At 69.6% G+C, this 15767-nt stretch carries 14 protein-coding genes and 1 pseudogene; 8 read left to right on the forward strand and 7 right to left on the reverse strand.

Features of this window, described 5'->3' with window-relative positions:
* Nucleotides 1-342: 342 nt before the first annotated feature.
* From Q9G87_RS53950 to Q9G87_RS53965, 4 genes are all read right to left on the reverse strand, one after another.
* Entirely contained in the window at nucleotides 343-783 is a 441-nt protein-coding gene (locus Q9G87_RS53950; protein WP_305924481.1) for a DUF6924 domain-containing protein, read from the reverse strand.
* A 294-nt stretch (nucleotides 784-1077) separates the two neighbouring features.
* Complete coding sequence (locus tag Q9G87_RS53955) at nucleotides 1078-1677, reverse strand: NAD(P)H-binding protein (protein WP_305924482.1); 600 nt, start codon at nucleotides 1675-1677, stop codon at nucleotides 1078-1080.
* A gap of 261 nt (nucleotides 1678-1938) precedes the next feature.
* Nucleotides 1939-4917: an aminotransferase gene (locus Q9G87_RS53960; RefSeq protein WP_305924483.1), complete on the reverse strand. Its 2979-nt coding sequence runs from the start codon at nucleotides 4915-4917 to the stop codon at nucleotides 1939-1941.
* 126 nt (nucleotides 4918-5043) lie between these two features.
* The gene (locus Q9G87_RS53965; protein ID WP_127933500.1) at nucleotides 5044-5484 is read right to left on the reverse strand and encodes an Lrp/AsnC family transcriptional regulator; all 441 of its coding nucleotides are present in this window, start codon (nucleotides 5482-5484) and stop codon (nucleotides 5044-5046) included.
* A 305-nt stretch (nucleotides 5485-5789) separates the two neighbouring features.
* Between Q9G87_RS53965 and Q9G87_RS53970 the strand changes: the two genes are divergently transcribed.
* From Q9G87_RS53970 to Q9G87_RS61135, 6 genes and pseudogenes are all read left to right on the forward strand, one after another.
* Nucleotides 5790-6047 carry a hypothetical protein gene (locus tag Q9G87_RS53970; protein WP_305924484.1) on the forward strand — a complete coding sequence of 86 codons (258 nt, stop codon included), beginning with the start codon at nucleotides 5790-5792 and terminating at the stop codon, nucleotides 6045-6047.
* A complete protein-coding gene (locus Q9G87_RS53975) occupies nucleotides 6047-6430 on the forward strand; it encodes a tyrosine-type recombinase/integrase (RefSeq protein WP_305924485.1) in 384 nt (127 codons plus the stop codon). Before Q9G87_RS53970 ends, Q9G87_RS53975 begins: the two co-directional genes overlap by 1 nt.
* 106 nt (nucleotides 6431-6536) lie before the next feature.
* On the forward strand, nucleotides 6537-7478 hold the full coding sequence (locus tag Q9G87_RS53980) for a hypothetical protein (protein ID WP_305924486.1): 942 nt from the start codon (nucleotides 6537-6539) through the stop codon (nucleotides 7476-7478).
* A gap of 332 nt (nucleotides 7479-7810) precedes the next feature.
* Nucleotides 7811-8617 (forward strand): GNAT family N-acetyltransferase, encoded by an 807-nt coding sequence (locus Q9G87_RS53985; protein ID WP_305924487.1) that lies wholly within the window; start codon nucleotides 7811-7813, stop codon nucleotides 8615-8617.
* A gap of 647 nt (nucleotides 8618-9264) precedes the next feature.
* Nucleotides 9265-9447, forward strand: coding sequence for a hypothetical protein (locus Q9G87_RS53990; RefSeq protein WP_305924488.1), 183 nt, complete (start codon nucleotides 9265-9267; stop codon nucleotides 9445-9447).
* Nucleotides 9448-9465: 18 nt separating this feature from the next.
* Nucleotides 9466-9555, forward strand: a pseudogene (locus tag Q9G87_RS61135) (FAD-dependent monooxygenase); the annotation flags it as partial.
* A gap of 255 nt (nucleotides 9556-9810) precedes the next feature.
* Here the strand turns inward: Q9G87_RS61135 and Q9G87_RS53995 are convergent.
* Entirely contained in the window at nucleotides 9811-9960 is a 150-nt protein-coding gene (locus tag Q9G87_RS53995) for a hypothetical protein (RefSeq protein ID WP_305924489.1), read from the reverse strand.
* Between the two features lie 52 nt (nucleotides 9961-10012).
* A complete protein-coding gene (locus Q9G87_RS54000) occupies nucleotides 10013-13303 on the reverse strand; it encodes a BTAD domain-containing putative transcriptional regulator (protein WP_305924490.1) in 3291 nt (1096 codons plus the stop codon).
* A 156-nt stretch (nucleotides 13304-13459) separates the two neighbouring features.
* On the opposite strand from Q9G87_RS54000, the gene Q9G87_RS54005 reads away from it, so the two are divergent.
* Together Q9G87_RS54005 and Q9G87_RS54010 are read left to right on the forward strand one after the other, a co-directional pair.
* Complete coding sequence (locus Q9G87_RS54005) at nucleotides 13460-14221, forward strand: SDR family oxidoreductase (protein ID WP_305924491.1); 762 nt, start codon at nucleotides 13460-13462, stop codon at nucleotides 14219-14221.
* A gap of 349 nt (nucleotides 14222-14570) precedes the next feature.
* Nucleotides 14571-15035 carry a nitroreductase/quinone reductase family protein gene (locus Q9G87_RS54010; RefSeq protein ID WP_305924492.1) on the forward strand — a complete coding sequence of 155 codons (465 nt, stop codon included), beginning with the start codon at nucleotides 14571-14573 and terminating at the stop codon, nucleotides 15033-15035.
* A gap of 137 nt (nucleotides 15036-15172) precedes the next feature.
* Here the strand turns inward: Q9G87_RS54010 and Q9G87_RS54015 are convergent, their stop codons facing one another.
* A complete protein-coding gene (locus Q9G87_RS54015) occupies nucleotides 15173-15751 on the reverse strand; it encodes a dienelactone hydrolase family protein (RefSeq protein WP_305924493.1) in 579 nt (192 codons plus the stop codon).
* Nucleotides 15752-15767 lie beyond the last annotated feature (16 nt).

The raw sequence follows: 15767 nt of genomic DNA on the forward strand, positions 1-15767 counted from the left end.
GCCCAGGACGTCCACCCGGGATCCCCAATCGCCGGCCCGCACCCCGCTACGACGTTGGCAAGACCGTCAAACGCGGCCGCACTCTCGCAGCCCTACAACAATCCGGAGGATAAAGAACAAGCTAAGAAGGTGTCTTCGAACCCCTTAGCGATCTTGGGTGAGGAGGTCATCAGCCAGCATCTCTCACCCTCAGGCAAACTACCGGGCGGAGGAGCGCGATATCCACGCCTGCGATCTCGGCAGTGGGAGTGGATGCGGGTGCCGAGCGGGAACATCGTCGGCACTCCGCACCCGCCCGCCCGGCTGAGTACGGATATTCATGTGCCGTTCTGGCGGCCTTCGTCAGAACCCGCGGAAGATACCCTCTTCGTCCATGGCGTCGGCGAATTCGGCGAAGTCCATGTTGCCGATCGAGAGGTTGGCCTCGATCGAATACAGCTCGGTCGCGATGACCCGCATCTGGCGCCCCCTCTCCACCCTCAGGTCGACGAGAAGCAGCGGCATCTCCGGCAAGCGGACAGCGACTTCGTCCACTACGACAAAGAACGCGGGGTCGTATTCCTCCGGCAGTAGCGCGAGGATCTCCTCCGCTGTGGCGCCTTCGTAGGCCGGATCATCAAGGTATTGCACCGGCGCGACGAACTCGCCCTCGTCGTCCTCCAGAATCCATTCGTTGTCCACCATCGATCCGATCGTCGCGCGGACGGCCGCCCACGCCTGCGGGGCGGAGAAGTCCGTGCGGATCACCAGCAGTTCGTAACTCGACGAAAGAATGTCCGGCATAGCCGCACATTCTGTCAGTGGCAGCGGACGGCAGAACCAGCCGGCCGCAAGGTTCAGAGGGTGTTGTCGATCCCGGGCAACCGTCGAGCAGGATCAGGCGGAGGCATCCTTCCGGCCCACCGCGGCCTCCTCACTCTCAGGCGGCCCGCGGTGCCAACGCTGGCTTTCGGGCCCATGCCTGCGGCTTTTTCCTGGTAAGCCGCCTGGTCATGAGCGTGATCGAGGCAACGGTCAGGTGTGCTTCGCTGTGCGAGGGCTTGCGTTCGAAGTCGATCACGTTGCGGCGGGCGTTCATCAACCAAGAAATGGATCTCTCGACGATCCACCTTCTCGCGAGTACTTTGAACCCGGTCTGACCAGGCCGTTTGGTCGCGATTTTGAGGGTGAGGCGCAGGAAGCGGCGGGCCCACGGCCGCTCCAGGAGTCGTCGAGCAGCAGCGTGGTGGCCGCGGCGGTGACGTCCGATGTCGCCCGGTAGCTCACGCCCGTGGCCTCGAGCAAGTCGTCCATTGCGAACGCCGCCGACAGGTGCCCGGTGCGCTTGGCTATCTCGCCGGACTCACGACCGAGGCTGGAGACGGCCACCACGCGCTTGACACCCTGGGCCTTGATCGCCTCGCTCGCCGGCCGGGTGAAGTCTTCGTAGTAGTCCACGACGTTTTGGACCCGCATGTTCGGCGGCACAACCCAGAACACGGTGTCGGCACCGGCGAATGCCTTGGTGACGACGTCGGGGTCGTCGTGTGACCCGTGGACCACCTCGACGCGGTCGCGGGCCTTGGCCTCGAGACGGGACGGGTCGCGCACGACCACGCGAATATGCTCGTCACTGTCGAGGACCTTGTCCAGGACCTGGGCGCCGATCTGGCCGCTGGGAGTGGTGACAACGATCATGACGTCCCCTCTGCATGCTTCCAACGATGCTAATTCTACGTTATCACTGGAATCACCATTGATAACAAGTTTTTGCTATCGTTGATAAGGCTCCCGGTGACCCGACCCGCGGGCAGACCGGCTCGCGATGACGTTCGCACTATCCGCCAGCGGCAAGGCGGTCGAGCTCGCGGCCGAACCTAGACACCCGCCCAGGGGAGCAAAGGGCGTGGCCTGAGTCGGGCTGCCGATCGACGTTTTGAGCAGGAGCGCCGTTGTCGCTCAGCGGGTGTGCCCGCCCGTGCCGCAGTGGCCGAGTTCGGTGAGAGCGCGGTCGAGGGTGTCGGCGAAGAAGTCGGCACCGGCGGGGTCGATGCACAGCGGTGGCTTGATCTTGAGGATGTTGAGGTGGTCGCCGGTGGGCTGGACGATGACGCCGAGGTCGAGCATGCGCTCGCAGAGTTCGGCGGTCTCCTCGGTGGCGGGCTCCAGAGTGTGGCGATCGCGCACCAGTTCGAGGCCGAGGTAGAGGCCGGAGCCGTGCACGGCGCCGATGATGGGATGGTGCTCGGCGAGGGCCTGGAGCTTTGCCTTGAGGTGGGCGCCGGTGCGCACGGCGTTGCCTTGCAGGTCCTCGTCGCGCAGGGTGTCGAGGACGGTGAGGCCGGCGACGCTGGAGACGGGGCTGCCGCCGGTGGAGGAGAAGAAATAGCCCTGGTCGCGGTAGCGGTCGGCGACGGCCCGGGTGGTGATGACGGCGCCGAGCGGATGGCCGTTGCCCATCGCCTTGGCGACACAGACGATGTCAGGGACGGCCTGCTGCTGCTCGAAGCCCCAGAACCAGGTGCCCAGGCGGCCGTAGCCGACCTGGATCTCGTCGGCGATGGCCAGACCGCCGTGCCGACGCACCGCCGCGTACACCTGCTGGAGGTAGCCGTCGGGCAGAGCGACGCCGCCGGCGTTGCCGTAGTACGACTCGCTGAGGAAGGCGCCCGCCGGGCGGCCGGAGGCGGCCAGCTCATCGATCACCTGGACGGCTTCAAGGGCGTAGTTGCCGGCCTGTTCGCCGCGCCAACGCCCTCGGTAGGAGTTGGGTGAGTCGACCGTGTGGACCCAGCTGGGGCGGGTGGCCAGTGCGTTGGGGTTGTCCTGGAGAGAGGTGGACACGGCGTCGGACGCATAGGTCCAGCCGTGGTACGCCTCGCGCAGGGCGACGACGTCGTGCTGTCCGGTGGCGCCGATCGCGAGCCGGATCGCCAGGTCGACGGCCTCGGAGCCGGAGTTGACCAGGAAGACGGTGTCCAAGGGGGCCGGCAGCAGAGCGGCGAGGCGTTCGGTGAACTGCACGACGGCGGCGTAGTGGAACCGGGAGTTGGTGTTGAGCCTGCGCAGCTGCCGCGAGATCGCCTGCTCGACGCGGGGGTGGGCGTGGCCGAGCGGGGTGACGTTGTTGACCATGTCCAGATAGGAGCGGCCCTCGGCGGACACCATGTGGTGGCGCCAACCACGTTCGATGCGGGGCGGGTTCTCGTAGTAGTGCTCTTGGACCGGGGCGAATACCGCGTCGCGTCGGGCGAGCAGGTCGTCCTCCGGAGTGGCACCGCCGACAGCGGGCAGTCCGAGCAGCGGGGCGGGATCGGCGGTGAGCGCGAGCCAGCCGGCGGCGTACTCGGGCCGCACCAGTGCCGGGATCGTGGGTGCCTCGGGCCGCCGGAGCGAGACGTGGACGCGAGCGCCGGCGGGCAGGGTGACCAGTTGGTCGCCTGCGTGCACGGGTCCGCCAGTGGGCGGGATCGGGTGGGCGGCGTCGGGGAAGGACAGATGCAGCACGTGGGGCCCGAAGGTGACGGCCGCGCGGCCGGGCGCCGCCGCCAGTACCTCGCCGTCGCCCGGCGCCTGCAGGACGGCTGGCCCGTCGAGCCACAGGTCGACGCCCGTGGCGATGGTGGCGGGCGAGGTGGTGGACAGAGCGGGGGCAGCGGTGAGCTGCGCCTGACCGTAGCGGGTGGTGACGGTGGTGGCACCGGCGGTGAGCAGGCCGGCAGCGAGACGGTCCACGGCTGCGTCCTCCAGCCAGGTGCCGTGGTCCATGGTGTCGGACCCGACGGCCAGGTTCAGCACAGCGATGCCTGCGGGGTCCGCTCCGGCCAGCACGGGCACCGCGGGCACCGCGGCGGTGGCCCGTTGGCGGGTCAGGCCGAATGTCTCGACGATCAGTTCGGTCATCACCGCAGTCGGCACGGCGCGGGCCTGCTCGAAGATGCGCCACTCGCGCTCGAGCGCGGCGTTCACGTAGGCGTTGTCGCCGTCGATGGCAGCCTGGTGCCGTCCGCTGACCACCAAGGTGGCCGCCCGGAGCACCACCAGGGGCCACAGAGCCGTCGCCTCGTCCCCGGACAGCGGCCTGATCTCGTGGAACGCGCGGACGGCGGGCAGGACGTGGTGCGGTTCCATGCCGTCGTGATGGAGGATCGAGGACAGTGTCACGGCGAGCTCGCACACCGCCCAACTGTCCGTCAGGTCGCCGAAGTCGATGATCCCGTCGGGCCGTGGCACGGGGCTGTCGGGCGAGATGACGAGATTGTCGTCGGTCAGGTCCAGATGCACGGCCTGGCGCGGTAGCCGGTCGGCGACCCCCAGGAGAACGGCCCAGGCCTCCGTGGTCGCGGCCAGCACGGCGGATCTGCGCTCCGCCTCGACGACGTGGTCCGAAAGTCGCCTGACCACGCGGTCGGCGTGGCGGGGATCCCACTGCAGGACCCGCTCCAGTCCCGGATGGCGGAAGGACCGCAGGGTCGTGCTGACCTGGCCGACGATACGCCCCATGGCCGCGACCGTCCGGGGCGCCAGATGACGTGAGCCGGAGAGCGTCCCGCCGCGCAGATGCCGCAGCAGGCGGGCGATGACCGGACCGTTGTCGGTGGGGATGGTGGCAGTCCTGCGGACACCATCGACATCGCGCACGACGGTCGCGACACGCAGACCGGGCTGTGCGTCGGCGATCAGGTCTGCGGCAGTGTCCTGCGCGTCGATCTCGGTCGCGGCGAACGCCGGGTTGGCGATTTTGAGGACGGCCACGGGCGATCCGTCGTCGTGGGTCAGCAGGAAGTTGGCGTCCTGCTGACTGCCCAGCGCCTCGGCGCGGACCGCGAGCCCGAAGTGCTCCGCGGCGGTCCGGCGGGCCTCTTCGGTGGTCACCCGTGGGGCCGGCAGGCCCTGGTGCGTGAAGAAGTCGATGGTGAGGGGCTGGTCGTGCGTCATGCCGGGTACCTCGGAGCGGTTCGGTGGAGGGATGGGTGGATGCTGACCGGCAGGGGGCGGTGGGTGAAGCATCGGCAGCACGTGATCGGCCGTCGGCACGAACGAGAGGCGGTGAGGCAGGAGTGCTCAGTCGACGTCCCACAGAAAGCGGTGGGTGTGGATCCCGAAGTACGGGAAACTCTCCACCGCCGCGACGCCCTCGATGGGACGCACGACGACGTTGACGAAATCCAGGAGGGCGTACGGGCGACGGCAGACGACCTCCACGAAGAGGTCAAAGGTGCCCGAGACGAGGACGGCGTAAACGACCTCGTCGTGGCGTGAGAGTTCGTCGGCCACCGCGCGGGGATCGCCGTCCACGCGCAGACCGAGCATGGCCATGGTCTGCCCGCCCATGGCCATCGGGTCGGTGACCCCGACGACCTGCACCACCTTCGTGTCGATCAGTCGCTGCAGCCGCTGGCGGGCTGCCGAGGGCGACAGCCCGACTTTCGGCCCCAGATCGCTGTACGGGATCCGCCCGTCCACCTGCAGTTCCCGCAGGATGGCCCGGTCGATGTCGTCCATGGCGTTCACCTCCTGTGCGTGAAAGAGCAAACCATTCAATCGGATCGCGTGCAATAGTGCCCTGGAACGCTTGAAGATGGAGTCCATGAAGATGAATCGCTTGTCGCTGCCCCGTCACGGGCACGCTGCTCTGCTCCCCGAACACTGAGGCGCACGTCTCCGCTCCGTCGGCCGGCCCCTCCCGCGCCCACCGCGGCCCGAGGCTGCCCACACCGCCGAACGCGCGGCGCCCGCCCGCTGGAACCTGGCCGGTCGCGGTGTTCGCCGACCTTGGAGACCGGCAAGAAGATCCCAGCCTCCCTCAGGTGCTCAAGCTGCGCGAGCTGCTTGACGTCTCCGTCGGTTACCTCCTGGGTGTCGGGCTCGCCATGGTGGATGATGTCGAGAGAGCGATCGTGAACTCGAAGTTGCCGCCGGATACGCAGGATGTGGTGTTGACCGTGTACGGCCACCTCTCCGGCCAAGATTCACTCAGACACGCGGCCGTGCTTCGAACGGAGATCCCCCAGGCCCGTGACGACATCGGCAACGCCGGCCCCGGTGGGCCGGCTCGCCCCGCCTGATGCAGGCTCCCCACCGCGGCGGCACCCGCGTCCCCCTGCCACCGGCCGACGCCGACCCTGACTCCGGTCGGACCCGACTGTCTTACCGCCGCGCCGCCGAGCTGTTCGAGCAGGCCACCGCCGACCTGCCTGGCGGCCCGTACACGCTTCACCAGCTACGCCACAGCGCGCTCATCCACGCAGCGGAAGACGGCGCCAACACCTCCACCCTGCTCGCCTACTCCGGCCACACCTCCGTCACGTCCCTCGCCAAGTACGCCCGCGTCTCCCCCGAAGCCCGGCTCGCCGGCAGCAGAGCCGCGACCCGGCCGCACGCCGCCGCTGATCCCATGGCCAGTGATCGCCAACTGGACAACGGCGTTGCTGAACGGCCTGCTCGTTGAGGCCCGCCGCTCATTCGGGGGTCGTAAGGCACGTTGGCCCGGCGGTCGCTGTGTAAGCTCGGCGAGCTGTGCGGAACGTCCGGTCCGGCCCGTTCGTCGTCATTGCGTGACCCTCTCCCCCGGGCTTGACGAACGGTTGCGCGAGGCGGCCGCCAGAATGCACCGCGCCGAGCACGTTCGGCACCTGCGTGAGACCACCGCGCAACAGATCGAGGGTGTCCGTAGCACCCTGGAGGATCTGGAGTTCGAGCTGGCCCAAGAGGAGCGTGACGTCGCCCGGCTGGAAGGCGGGCTGTCCGCCGTCCTGGCCCGCATGCTGGGCAACCGCGAGGAGCGGCTGGAGCGCGAGCGCGCCGAGGCGGTAGTGGCCAGGGAACGCGTGGACGGTCACCGCGCCCGACTGGCGCAGCTCGAAGCCGATGCGGCGGCGGCGGCCGCCGAGCTGGCCGTGCTCGACTCCGCGTCCCGGGAGTACGCCCAGTTGCTGGCCCAGAAGGAGCAGCAGCTCATCCGGAGCGGAGATCCGCGCGCGCGTGAGCTGGCCGACCTCGGCGCCGCGCTCGACCGGTTGAGCGCCGATGTGCGCGAGTGTGAGGAGGCCCGCCAGGCGGGGCAGGGCGCGCACGAGGCGCTCGGCGTCGTGCTGCGCTTCCTCGACTCCGCCAGGAACGCCTCCACCTTCGACGTGTTCGGCGGCGGTCTGCTCGCCGACGCCTACGAACACGACAAGCTGACCAGTGCCGACAAGGCCGCCTGGCATGCCCAGCGGGCTCTGGACGTCTTCGCCCGCGAGCTGGCCGACACCGGGATCGCGGCCCGGCCGGTGATGCCCAAGGTGGACACGCGGTGGTTTGTGGACGCCTTCTTCGACAACATCATCAGCGATGTGCTCAAGCATCAGCGCATCGAGAGGACCAGGGCCGAGGTGAAGAAGCTGGCGCAGTGGGTGCGCGACACCGGGGCGTACCTGAAGGCGCGCCACGCCCAGTTGCTGGCCGAGCGCGCCCAACTGCTGACCAGGCGCGAGGAGCTTCTGCGCCCCGCATAGCCACTCGTCGAGGGCCTCTTCGACGGGAATGCCCTCGGGCCGCCAACAAGTGTCGTTTACGGGACGGCTGGCCTGTTCCGTGGCCAATGCCACGAGCCAGGCTGCACTTCCTGCGTACAGGCCACCAAACCCGTCGTCAGTGCGCAGAACACTGGAAAGGTGGAGGAGGAGAAGCAGCGCCGGAACTCTGCCAGCAGGCCCTGCCAGGTTGCCGGTATGGTCGGTGCCGGAGACATCGGCGGACACCGTCATACGGAGACGGTGTAACTAGGCGAGTCCAAAACACGAGCCGAGTTGCCACAGGCATGCTGTGATCAATCATCATGAACCTGATGAAGAGCCCCGCCCGTGATGAAAGCGAGCTGCTGGCCAGGATGGAGCAGAACCTGGCCGAACATGCCTGTCACCTGCACCGACGCATGAGAGGCGCGATCGTCGTGGAGACCGACGATCTCCTGGTTGCCGACAGCGGTCTCGCCGACAACACGTTCAACATCGTTGCTGCGGCCCGCTTCACCCCCGACACCACCCAGGCACGGATCACCGAGACGATCCGGACGCTGGCCGCCACCGGTCGCCCCTTCTCCTGGTGGGTGGGACCTGCCTCCATCCCGGAGGACTTGACCGCCCGCCTGTCGGCGGTCGGCCTGCCGGCCGCCGAACACGAGACGGCCATGTGGGCCGACCTGGAGGGCCCCCGGCCCCAGCCATTTGTGGATGGACTGGACGTCTGCCCGGTGACCACACCTGAACAGCTCTCTGACTACGCCACGGTTGTCGCCGCGAACTGGGACCCGCCCGCCGCAACCGTGCGCCGCTTCTTCGACCGGGCCGTCCCCCAGGCGCTGGCCGCCGACTGCCCGGCCCTCTATCTGGTCGGCTATGTGGAGGGCCGCCCGGTCTGCTCGGCCGAAGTCTTCCTCCACGCACACGTGGCCGGGATCTACAACATCTGCACCCTGGCCACCCACCGCCGACGCGGCTACGGAGGCGCCATGACACTCTCCGCCCTCCACCTCGCCCGCCGTGAGCACTACCGCGTCGCGGTCCTGCAGGCGTCCCCGGACGGCGAACCCGTCTACCGACGCCTGGGCTTCCGCTCCTGCGGCCAGTTCACCGAGCACCACATCACGCCCTGATACCCCGACGTTCTCCCTGCCCACTTCGCAACAGGCTCTAGGACCCCCGATGTTTCCGCATGTCAGAGCACTGCCATGGGCATCCGGTCCAACATGATCACGTCTTGACCATCAGTGCAGTCAGCTGCAGCGCCACCCCGAGCGCGTGAGCGCGACCCCAACCCGCCACCACCGCGCGCTTCAAGATCGCGCAGATGGCCAAAGTCAAGTTACCCACGACGGCCGCCGTCTGATGCGGATGAACACAGCCGCTGTGGGGGGCGCTTCGAGACACCGACCATCTGCGGCCCCACGGCGGCGGCTGGCCGAGCGTCTGCTCGACGCTCTACCCGCCGGCAGGGTGACCTTCGGCAAGGAGCGCAGCGGGGTTGCAGACCGCGGCGAGCACGTCGTGGCGCCTTCACCGACGGCAGCACTTACGAGGCTGACGTCATCGTCGGCGCTGACGGGCGCGAGTCCCTGATGCGCTGACGGGCGCGAGTCCCTGATGCGCCGACAGCTGTGGGCCCAGCCGAACACCCGCCCCACCGGGTGGGTCACCTGGCAGGGCCTCTGCCCATCGAGATCACCGAGTCCTCTCGGATACTCAGCATGCTCGGACCCGAGGGCTTCATCGGCCTCCAGCCGGCCGGCGAAGGACTGCTGCAGTGGTTCTTCAGCATCCCACCCCCGCTGACCTGCCACCCGCGGGCGTACGCGACGCGGCGCCGGCCATGCTGCGCCAACGCTTCGCCGCGTACGCCGACCCGATTCCACAGCTGCTCGAGGCCATCGCCGACGCCGAACTGGTCGCCTGGCCCCACCACAGCCTCGCGGTGCTGCGGACATGAGGCACCGGACGGATTACCTTGCTCTGGGACGCGGCTCACGCCATGCCGCCCAGCCTGGCGCAGGGCGTCAACCAGACTCTTGAGGACGCTTACTGCCTCGCCCGCGCCTTGGACCCCGCCGGGGCTGCCGCCGCCGACCCGGTAGTGGCTCTGCGCGGCTACGAGGTCACCCGCGCCCGGCAGGTCACCGGGATCGCACGGATGGCCGGCACCGAGGTCACCACCACCTACCACCCTGCCGCCCAGTTGCTCATGAGCGCCATGCCTGCCATGTCTGATGCGGCCATCAATGATCTCCCTCTTCGCATGTGGTCGAGGACGAAGTCCATGCTGGTGGGAGATGGTATGGATTGCGAAGAAGAGCTACTGCCGAGTCCGGTTAGCCATCCTGTCAGTCACGGCCACGAGCAGGTCCGCCTTCCCCGGGCCGTGGCCGACGTCGTCCAGAGTGATCGGCTCGCAGCCGGGCGGCGCACGCGACAACCGCCATGCGGTCTCCAGTGCCGTGCTCACGTCCAGCCGTCCCTGCACCAGGGACTTCTGGGTACGTGTCCCGGCGTTCCCGTCACGCGTCGAGCCACTCCGCGTCGATGTCTGGGCCCAGGGCGGCGCCCCGTTCGAATTCGGCTTCGAAGCCTGCTTCTCCCAGCGCCGCCTGCAGCGCCGCGGTGATCCGGTCCACGTCACCGCGCTCGGCCGCCGGCAGCGGGGCGCCGGCCGAGGCGCGGGCCGCGGACGCCGCACCGAGCAGGCGCGCGGCCCGCACGGGGTGTCCGGCGAGGGCCCGCGCCCCGGCGAGCCCCTCCAAGGCCAGGGCGATCGCCCGTGGATCGCCGGTGTCCCGGGCCGCGGCCAGCCCTTCCAGGTGCAGCGCCAGTGCCGTCTCCGCGTTCCCGCGCAGCTCCGCGAGGAAGCCGAGCTCGGCCAGGATCAATGCCGCCCCGTACTCCGCGTCGAACTGCCGGTTCCACTCCAGCCACCGGCGCAGATACGACTCCGCTCGGTCGAACCGACCCTGCCGGCGCGCCCCCAGGGCGAGCCCGATCTCGGCGAACTCCTCGGCCGGCTGGTCTCCCTGCTCGACGGCAAGGCGTCGGCCCTGCTCGTGCAACTCCTCGGCCCTGGCGTAGTCGTCCGTCAACAGAGCGATCCTGCCGAGCTCGGACCAGCGCATCGAGGCATCGGTCCACAGCCCCAGATCCTCGGCCATCCGCAGCCCCTCCCGGTGCAGGTGAGCGGCCTGTGGATAGTCGCCCTCGATCTCCGCGAGCCGCCCGAGCACGGCCGTGGCCTGCAGCTGCCCCCATCGGTCACCGGCCTCGCGGAAGAGTTCGAGACTCTCCGTGCCGTCGCGCCGGGAAGCCTTGAGATCGCCGCACACATACGTCTGCATGCCCCGGGTGCTGAGCCCCGCGGCGAGTGCCCAGCGGTCGCCGAACGCACGGGACTCGGTCAGCACCCGGTTCAGCAGCTCCTCGCCTACCGCGAAGTCACCGAACCGGGTGACCGCGTAGCCGAGCAGCCAGCCCGCCCTGGTCCGCTCGTGCGGGTCGCGGATGCCCTCGTACACCTCGAGGACGGCGCGGCTGTGGCGCGCCGGTCCGTCCGGGGCGCCGGACAGCAGGCTCATCCCGGTCTGCCAGACCACGGTCCCCGACCGGTCCGGCACCCGACCGGCCGTGGAACCCGCCGCCGAGTCCGCCGCGCCCTCACCGCGTCCGGGAGGATCCTGCGGCTGGGCTAGGGCCAGGGTGAGGTAGCGGTTGGCCTCGGTGAGGCGGCCGCGCAGGAACCAGTACCAGGCCATCGCGTGGACAAGCCGGCGCATCAGGCGAGCGTCGCCGTCGGCGGCGGCGCTGTCGAGGGCGCTGCGGATGTTGGCGGTCTCAGCGTCCAGGCGTCGCAGCCAGTGCTGCTGATCGGCGCCGCGAAGAAGGGGGTCGGCCCGCTCGGCGTACGCCGCGTAGTAGTGCGCATGGGCGCGCCGTACTCGCTCGTACTCGGTTTCCCTCAGCCGCTCCAGGAGGTACGCCGAGACCGACTCGAGCAGCCGGTACCGGGTGCCGTCGGCCTCGTGGGCGACCAGCACGAGGGAACGGTCGACCAGCCGGGTCAGCAGGTCCAGGACCTCGGCGGGCTTCACGCCGGCACCGGCGCAGACGTCCTCGGCGGCCTCCAAGGTGCAGCCGTCGGAGTGGACGGCGAGGCGGCGCAGCACCGCCTGTTCGGCTGCGGTGAGCAGTTCCCAGCTCCAGTCGATCATCGCGCGCAGGGTCTGCTGCCGCGCCGGGGCACCCCGGTGGCCGCCGGTGAGCAGCCGGAACCGGTCGTCCAGACGGCTGGCCAGCTCACGCACGCCAAGCACTCGTACCCGGGTCGAGGCCAGCTCCAGGGCCAGCGGGATGCCGTCGAGCCGGCGGCAGATGGAGGCGACCGCGCGGGCGTTGTCGTCGGAGAGGGCGAAGCCGGGCGAGGCTGCCGCAGCCCGTTCGAGGAACAGCTGCACTGCGCTCGACGTGCGCAGCACCGCCTGGTCGGCCGAGTCCCCAGGCAGATCGAGCGGGGGCACCGGCCGTACCTGCTCGCCCGGGATGCTCAGCGGTTCCTGGCTGGTGGCGAGGATCCGTACGCCAGGGGCGTACCGCAGCAGCGCCTGGGCCAGGCTCGCGGCGGCCTCGATGACGTGCTCGCAGTTGTCCAGGACCAGCAGCAGGCGCTGGGTACGGAGCGCGTCGGACAGGCGGTCGAGCAGTGTGTGCGGCCGCCTGCCTGGCAGCGGGCCAGGATTGGCGTCGTCCCGGATGCCCAGCGTCGCCGCCACCACCTCGGCCAGTTCGTCGCCTGTGGTGGCGGCGCCGGACTCGGTGGAGAAGGCCTGGGCGGCCAGCTCCACCAGCCAGACGCCGTCCGCGTAGGAACCGGTCAGGCCGGACGCCACCTCCACTGCCAGGCGTGTCTTGCCGACCCCGCCGGGCCCTGTCAACGTCACCAGGCGGCCCGCCGCGATCAGGGCGCGGACCTCCTCCAACGCGTCCGACCGCCCGATCAGGGCGGTGGCCGGGGTGGGCAGGTTGGTGTGGTGGCGTGGGGCGGACGCGGGTGCCGGGACGGCCCGCAGGGCCGGGTCCTGCCGCAGGATCTCCTGTTGCAGGGCGGCCAGTTCGGGACCCGGCTCCAGGCCAAGCTCCTGGTCCAGGCGGCGGCGTAGATCCTGGTAGCTGTCCAGGGCCTCGCTCGCCCGGCCCGCGCCGTACAGGGCCCGCATATGGGCCGCGCGCAGCCGCTCCCGGAGCGGGTGGCGGTCCGTGAGGTCGCCGAGCTCCGCGGCGAGAAGGCGGTGCCCGCCCAACTCGAGGCGGGCCTCGGCCTGCTCCTCGAGGGCCAGCATGCGCTGCTCCTCCAAGCGCGTGATGGCCGCACGCGCGAAGTCCTCGTCGATGAAGTCGGCGAAGGCCGGGCCGCGCCACAACGCCAGCGCCTCAGTGAGCAGGTCGGCACGCTCGCGCGGGTCGGCGGCGGTACGGGCTCGCGTGGTGAGCGCGGTGAACCGGCCTGCGTCCACGGCCTCGTCCGCCACGTCCAGGACGTAGCCGAGGGCCCGGTGCGCCACCAGGCCCTGTCCCCCGGCCCGGGCGAGCACCCGCCGCAGCCGCGACACCAGGGTCTGCAGGGCGCCCGTGGGGTTCGCCGGCGGCGCGTCGCCCCACACTTCGTCCACGAGCCGGTCGGCGGAGACCACCTGCCCCGGAGCCGTCAGCAAGGCCGCGAGTAGTGAGCGCACCTTCGACTCCGGCACCACCACGAGCTCACCGTCCGCCGACCAGACCGCAAGCGGACCCAACACCCCGAACCGCATGGAATCACCGTACGGCCACGTGGTCATTGCCTGGCGTGTCAGCGCGCCGCAAGCGGACCGACAGAAGACCGCGAGTCCTGGCCCGCACTCTCTGTGTGCCGGTCGGAACCGGCGCACCACACGTACCTCGCATGCTGTCCGAGCAAGGAGTCAATGATGAGCAAGTTCGCAGGCAAGAAGGCCGTCGTCACAGGGGGTACCCACGGAATGGGCCTGGCCATGGTCAAGGCGCTCCTGGACGGTGGGGCCGAGGTCGTCCTCACGGGCCGCAACGAGACGACGATCGAGCAGGCGCGCACCGAGCTGAAGCCGGACTCGGCGCACGTCGTACGCTCCGACGCGGCGAGCATGGCCGACATCCGTGCCCTCGCCGCCACCGTGCGGGACAAGCTCGGCCGCATCGACTACCTCTTCGTCAACCACGGCATCGCCGAGGTGCAGACGCTGGAGGAGGTCACCGAGGACTCCTGGGACCGGCACTTCGCCGTCAACGCCAAGGGCGCCTTCTTCACCGTGCAGAGCCTGTCACCGCTGATCAACGACGGCGGGGCGATCGTCTTCACCACCGTCGCCAACGACCTGATCTTCCCCGGTCTAAGCGCCTACTCCGGCTCCAAGGAAGCGGTGCGTGCGATCTCCCACGTCCTCGCAGCCGAGCTCCTGCCTCGCAAGATCCGCGTCAACTCCGTCGCCCCCGGTTACATCAAGACTCCGACCATGGGCGTCGCCGGGCTGACCGAGGAAGAACGCCGCGAGTTCGAGCGGCAGGGCAGCGAGACCACTCCGCTCAAGCGCAACGGCACCGTCGAGGAGGTCGCCGCAGCCGCGCTCTTCCTGGCCGCCGAAGCGACCTTCACCACCAACGTCGAATTCCCCGTCGACGGCGGGTTCGCCCAGGGCCTCAGCAGCGCGCACTGAGGCACGCCCCGCTTCCAGCCGCCGCCCGGCCCAGGTGCGGGGCGGTGGCCGGAGCTTGTCATCAGTGAAGATTTCAAGCTGTGCAACGGAAAGGCACTCACATGACTTCTCGACCCTCCACCGCTCAGTGGCACGCGGCCTCGCGCTTCGAACTCAAGGCATCAGGTACAGCTGCATCACCTGACAGCGCAGCAGGCGTCGGCGCGCTCACAGGTCGTATAGCCCAGGCCGCCGCCCAGGGCACGGCTGGCGTGGTCGTCCTGGGTGGCAGATATGTCGGCGGCATGGCCAAGCGTGAGCTCGCAGTCAATGCCAGGTCCGCCCAAGGCATCTCCGCGGGAGACCACTGATGTGGGACGACGCCGGCGACAGCCCCGACCCTTCGGTCGCCGAGCACGTCCGCCGCTACCTCGCCACGGACGGCCGCGACGGCTACCTGGAAGGAGGGGTGACCAACCTCGTCCTCACCGTCAAGGGCAGGAAGTCGGGCCGGTGGCTGCGCACAGGACTGTTCTTCGGCGAGGACGACGGCCGCTACGTGCTGGTGGCGTCCGGCTCGGCCATCACCCATACGCACCCCGCGTGGTACCTCAACGTGGTGGCCAACCCGGAGGTCGGCGTGCAGATCCTCGGCGAGCGGTTCACCGCCCGCGCGCGTACCACCGAAGGGCCGGAGCGAGAGCGGCTCTGGCGCATGATGACCGAGCTCGCGCCGGTCTACCGGACCTACGAGGCCAGGAGTCGCAGGCAGATCCCCGTGGTCGTCCTGGAGCGCGCCTTTGGGGCGGCGGGTCTGCGTGAGTGCACCACGTAAGTCGGTGCTGCACGCTGGCGGGGTATCGCCGCGGTTGACTGCATGCTGCTGCGTGGTCGTGCGGCGTACCGTACCCGAACCGGGGCGAACAGCGGGCAACGTGACCGAGCTTGGGAAGCCAATGCTTCTTTCGCTCATTAGCCGATGGTAGCGAGGAAGTCGAGGGTGCGGCGGGTGAGCAGCGCGGCGGCGTCGGCGTCATACGACGGCAGGCTGCTGTCGGCGAAGAGGTGCCGGTTGCCGGGATAGAGGAACAGCTCGCCGTGTTCGGCCGAGGCGAGGAGGGCGCGAGCGGCGTCGAGGTCTCCTTCGCCGGCGAAGACCGGGTCGGCGTCCATGCCGTGGACCTGGACTGGCAGGTTCTCCGGCCATGAGGTTCCGAACTCCGAAACAGGCAGGCAGGATTCGAAGAGCAGCGCGCCACGCGCGCCTGGCCGGGTCTGCGCCAGCTTCTGGGCCGGCAGGACGCCGAGTGAGAAGCCGGCGTACACCAGCTCGCTGGGCAGCGTGTCGGCGGCGCGCACACCACGCTCCAGGAGGTTGTCGAAACCTGCTTTGCCCGCATAGGTCTGGCCGTCGTTCAGGCTGGCGAACGTGTGCCCGTCGAAGAGGTCCGGTGTGTGTACGGTGTGCCCGGCCTGGCGTAGCGTCTCGGCGAAGCCGAGGAATCCGGCTGTCTGCCCCTGGACGTGGTGGAACAACAAGACCTCGGTCATGCGGCGGCCCCTTTCG

The organism is Nonomuraea turcica (assembly GCF_030718205.1).
GTDB lineage: Bacteria > Actinomycetota > Actinomycetes > Streptosporangiales > Streptosporangiaceae > Nonomuraea.